This window comes from Caballeronia sp. M23-90 (genome assembly GCF_053574605.1).
This window is the reverse complement of record NZ_JBSIPA010000453.1, coordinates 1-5,198: the sequence shown is the minus strand read 5'-3', so window position 1 is coordinate 5,198 and position 5,198 is coordinate 1. Positions and strand designations below refer to the sequence as shown.

The window sequence follows — 5,198 nt, the reverse complement described above, 5'->3', positions numbered from 1 at the left end:
AATAGCAAAGGCCCCGCGTCGCTGCGCTCCGTTTGTTCGCGATGACGTGGAATTCCTGTTCGCTTTGCCTTGGAATCACGATTCACTTTGCCGTGGAATGGCCATTCACTTTGCGTGGAATACGCACGTACCTCAATATCTTTGATCGCGTCCACCCGCGCGATTACCGGATTGCCCGATACGACGGTAAAATCGGTAAGCTCCCCGACCGAGATCAATCACCGGCGGAAGAGGTTGCGACGTGGCGACTTATGCGGTCGCCCCCATCGTCCGCTGTGTACTCGGTGGCACGCCGGAATGGAGCTGTGGAGACCTTTCTGAGATCGTTGAAAATGCCGTACATTACCCTTCTTGCTGCCTCCGAATGATCCGAAGCCAAGTTACATGTTTGATTCCTGAGTCCGTCATTCGCGAGAGTGCGCTGAACCATGGTCGACTATGGCCAGAGTGCGTATTTCGGCGAACGTGATCACGGATTCCGGTTGAACGTGATCAGTGAATCCGGAGGAAGGTGATCAGACATTCCGGTTGATGGTGATCGCTGATCACCCGTTTCCGAAACGACTGATCATCTTGCCGAAACAGGTGATCACGCTCCCGGAATGAGTGATCACCGGACCGAAACGGGAATGCTATTTCGGTCTGGCGGTGGTGTTGCGCATGACATCAACGACGGGCGTTAGCCTTGTCTCTTTTATAGGGGACAGGTAATGCCGGCACATCGGATGAGCATGCGCAAATTGAAAGAAGTCCTGCGGCTGAAGTGGGTGCGCGGCTTGTCGCACCGCCAGATCAGCCGGGCCGCGGGTATCAGCGTGGGAGCGGTATCGGCGTATGCGGCGCGTGCAAGCGCGGCCGATCTGGACTGGGCGAGCGTCGAACCGCTGGCTGACGATGAACTCGAGGCCAAGCTGAGCCTGCCGGCCGATCAGAATTCGCAGGCCCGACGTGTCGACCTGGACTACGCGCTGGTTCATCGCGAGTTGCGGCGGGCAAACGTGACGCTGCAACTATTGTGGGAGGAGTACGTTGAGGCTCACCTCGGCGAGCGCACCTACCGCTACACCCAGTTCTGCCAGCGCTACCGCGACTGGGCGCAGACGCTCAAACGTTCGATGCGCCAGCAACACCGCGCCGGCGAGAAGCTGTTTGCCGACTTTGCCGGGCACACCATGCCGATCCTGGACGGGCGCGGTGGCGTTGCGTTTCGTGCGCACGTGTTTGTCGCTGTACTCGGCGCATCGAACTATACGTATGCCTGTGCGACGCGTTCGGAGGGCACGCACGATTGGATCGGCGGGCTTATCGGCGCCATGGAATTCTACGGCGGCGCTCCGAGTCTGCTGGTTCCAGATAATCCGCGCGCACTGATTGCGCGACCTGACCGATACGAACCGGGCCTTGGCCGCACGGCGCAGGAATTCGTGAACCACTACGCGACAGCGATGCTCCCAGCACGGCCAAGAAAGCCGCGTGATAAAGCGAAGGCCGAGGTGGCAGTTCAAGTGGTCCAGAGATGGGTCCTTGCGCGTCTGCGCAACCACCGCTTCTTCAGCTTGACCGAGTTGAACCGCGCGATCGCTGGTCTCATCGCTGATCTCAACCAACGCCCCTTCAAGAAGCTGCAGGGTAATCGCCGCGAATGGTTCGAGCGGCTCGACCAACCGGCGTTGCGGCCGTTACCCGACCAGCGCTACGAGATCGCGACCTTCGTGCGATGCGTCGTCAACATTGACTACCATGTTGAGGTCGATCACCACTACTACAGCGCCCCGCACAGCCTCGTGCGCCAGCCAGTCTATGCCCGCTTGACCCGTTTCGGCGTTGAGATCCTTCACGGTGGCAAACGGGTAGCGGCTCACGCCCGCAGCCATCTGCGCAACAAACACACGACTTTGCCCGAGCACATGCCCGTCGCTCACCGCGCTCACCTGGAGTGGACTCCCGGGCGCCTGCTGAACTGGGGTGCATCTATTGGCCCCGGCACCGAGGCAATCGTCCGGCACCTGCTGACCAACCGCCCGCATCCCGAAATGGGCTACCGGGCTTGTCTGGGGCTGCTAGCGCTGGCCCGCAAATACGGGCGCGAGCGCCTTGAAGCGGCCTGTCAGCGCGCCCTCGTGGTCGGCTCGCCCACGCGTCGCTCTGTCCTATCGATCCTTAAGTCCGGATTGGACCGACAGGCATCTGTGCCGATCGAACTCACTGAATGGCAATCTCCCGAACACGAGAACGTGCGCGGGCCTGACTATTACCACTGACCGAAGGAGGTCACCATGTTGATGCAGCAAACCATCTCGCAACTTCGGAACCTGAAACTCGACGGCATGGCCCGCGCCTTCGAGGAACAAGCCGCATTAACCGCTAGCACCAGTTTGACGTTCGAGGACCGGTTCGGCATGGTCGTCGAACGCGAACTGGCTTGGCGCGACACGCGCCGTCTTGAACGCCTGATGAAGGCCGCCAGGCTGAAGAACCCACAAGCCTGTATCGAGGACATCGACATCCGGCAAAGCCGCGGCTTGGACCAGCGAGTCGTTGCCACGCTCGCTAGTTGCGACTGGATCCGCAACGCCCAGAACATCATCCTGAGTGGACCGACCGGCGCCGGTAAAACCTGGATCGCGTGTGCCTTTGCGCAGCAGGCGTGCCGCCAAGGGTTCTCCGCGTTATACGTGCGCGCCGCGCGCCTGTTCGAAGAATTACGCATCGCCCATGGCGACGGCAGCTTCACACGCCGTCTCGCTCAGCTCGCCAAGATTGATGTGCTATTGCTGGACGACTGGGGACTGCAGGAACTCGATCAGGGCGCGCGCAACGACCTGCTCGAAGTGATCGACGATCGCGTGGGCTCACGCTCGACAATCATCACCTCGCAGTTGCCTCTTGAACATTGGCATGCGTGGTTGCAAGACCCCACGCTCGCCGACGCAATCCTCGATCGGCTCGTGCACCAAGCGCATAGGCTTCTAATAAAAGGTGATTCGATGCGAAAGACTAACGCAAAGCAACCCGACTCATCCCCATCGTGATCACCTTCGTTATAATTCTCTGACCGCGCAACACCAACTTCCATACTGATCACGTTCACCGAAACGGCTGATCACCATTGCCGAAATCCGCAGCCAGAGATCTACAATACTTTTGGTGCAACGGTGACCGTTGAGCTTTGTTGCGCGGCTCAATGAGTGGGTTACCGATCCTGATCGGTGAAGATCGATTGCCTTGACGAACTGAGGTCTTCATCATTTGCAGAGTGCCAGTCCGACTCCTGCTTCGGACGTTAACGATAATAAGTAGCGATTGCCCTCGCCAAACACAGTCTGACCCGGTTCAACTCGGCATGGTTCGATAAACTCATGGCAGAAAAAAAACGAGAAACTGCCCGCCCGGGCATGAACCGGGCGCCGTTAAGCAAATCGTTGTTGCTGCCGATGGCGGCGCATTCGGCACGCGAATTGTCTCTTGCCCATCACCTTGCGCTGGCGTCTTGCCGAGGCGACAGCGGGAATCGGTATCAGATTAACGAGTTAACCCGTTCGGTCTACATGGCCTACTTCCTTCAGCGCTTCAGCGCTTGGGGTTTGGTGATTTGCTGTTTGAGCTTTACGAACGGGCAGAAGCCGCGATTGAAAATACCCTTGCGAGAGCAGAAAAATCCACCACATGGACAATCAGTGCACCGGATGCGCCAGTCATTGAACGTATGCTGACACTGCACGACTGGCAGTTGAACGAGGCGCCAATGCACCGAGTAGTGGAAGCAGAAAAGCAACTGCGTCAATTCATAGCAGTACCGCCGCGTCGCCGTTGATCCGCCCCAAATCCAAGTAATAGCCAAGTTTTTTTTGCATAACCCCGTTCACTTTTTAGCGAACGAAGACCGATACGCAAGTTACGGCATCCGCACTCCGAATACGCGTCTTCCGCCCCGGGTGCTGGTGCACAAAAGCAACCGCACTACGGTGGCGCGGGGTACGACGCCAATGTGGGCAAGTCAACAAAGCTCGTTCAACGCAGATGGTGTCGGGCAGGCCCCTGCTGCGACGCATAAAACCTTGAAGTCGCTCGACGATCAATTCGTCTCGTATGAGCCGGTAGATTTCAAACCAAACTGATCGCAACCGCCTGCAACTGACGCTGGCGCTGGTGCAGATAACTTAAACATCCTACTTGTTCACTAATGCTGTTCCTGCGGTGAACTTGACCGTCTTCGCCGTTGCGATATGAAATACCTCGCCGTTCTTTGAGTTGCGACCCGTACGTGCCGCGCGCGCATCGGAAATCGCGACCAAAACGGCGTCAGCACGCATTGCGGATTGGTGAAACATCGAGCGCAGCGGTAACTGCCACTTGCGTAAGCACGGACCGAGCGCTCGTGGCTGCGGCCTACCGCATTCGATGCTCACGAAGTGGTCAGCACGTGCGAAGCCGGGAGAAGTGTGGTCGTTCACAACCGTCGAAAAAACTAAACACAAAAATAATATCGAAGGGATTCTGACAGGACCCGGCCGGTTTCACGAGTCTGCGCCCGAGCCGCTCAAATTCAGCCAAGTCTATCGCCTCGCTGCCGACGACGTCATCGTCAATTCGCGCCTCGCTGATTATCCGCAGGAGCGTGAACAATCAATCGTAAGGCAACCGATATTTCGACACTCTGCCCTTCCAACTCCGCCGGTTTTGCCCGTACTCAACCCGACCCGCGGCCGTATAACCATAAAAGCCCGCTTGCAATAGCATCACCCACACGATGGTTCGCGAAGCTTCTCGAAGTGGTGAAAAAAATGGCTTCAATCAGCATCCCGAGCCCTGATTTCGTCCCCATTTGGCACTTGCGGCGAGCCGCAATTTCCCAAGAGATGCGCGGATCTCATCGAGGCTGGGGCGTGCTTTGACATCCGTCCATCTAAGGATCCGGCATATGCATGCGGACCGTTTGCTTAGACTGACAAGAAGATTGCCAAAGGCATCGGGTCTATACAACCACAAAAAGAATGAGTACTCAATCTTGCGGCCAGCGCCTGCATAGCCGGTACAAGTTTTGCCACCTTGCAAACCGCGCCTAAATCATCTGCGTATTCCACGCAAAGTGAATGGCCATTCCACGGCAAAGTGAATCGTGATTCCAAGGCAAAGCGAACAGGAATTCCACGTCATCGCGAACAAACGGAGCGCAGCGACGCGGGGCCTTTGCTATT

At 57.5% G+C, this 5,198-nt stretch carries 3 protein-coding genes and 1 pseudogene; 3 read left to right on the top strand and 1 reads right to left on the bottom strand.

Going from position 1 to position 5,198, the window contains the following annotated elements; genetic code table 11:
* Nucleotides 1–710 precede the first annotated feature (710 nt).
* The 3 genes from istA to ACRXB1_RS29690 all read left to right on the top strand — a co-directional run bounded on the left by istA (nucleotide 711) and on the right by ACRXB1_RS29690 (nucleotide 3,713).
* Nucleotides 711–2,261 carry an IS21 family transposase gene (gene istA, locus ACRXB1_RS29700; RefSeq protein WP_449494071.1) on the top strand — a complete coding sequence of 517 codons (1,551 nt, stop codon included), beginning with the start codon at nucleotides 711–713 and terminating at the stop codon, nucleotides 2,259–2,261.
* A 15-nt stretch (nucleotides 2,262–2,276) separates the two neighbouring features.
* A complete protein-coding gene (gene istB, locus ACRXB1_RS29695) occupies nucleotides 2,277–3,032 on the top strand; it encodes an IS21-like element helper ATPase IstB (RefSeq protein WP_449494070.1) in 756 nt (251 codons plus the stop codon).
* 327 nt (nucleotides 3,033–3,359) lie between these two features.
* Nucleotides 3,360–3,713 carry a hypothetical protein gene (locus ACRXB1_RS29690; protein WP_449494069.1) on the top strand — a complete coding sequence of 118 codons (354 nt, stop codon included), beginning with the start codon at nucleotides 3,360–3,362 and terminating at the stop codon, nucleotides 3,711–3,713.
* 456 nt (nucleotides 3,714–4,169) lie between these two features.
* Here the strand turns inward: ACRXB1_RS29690 and ACRXB1_RS29685 are convergent.
* Nucleotides 4,170–4,283: pseudogene (locus ACRXB1_RS29685) on the bottom strand (HU family DNA-binding protein); the annotation flags it as partial.
* Between the last annotated feature and the right edge of the window lie 915 nt (nucleotides 4,284–5,198).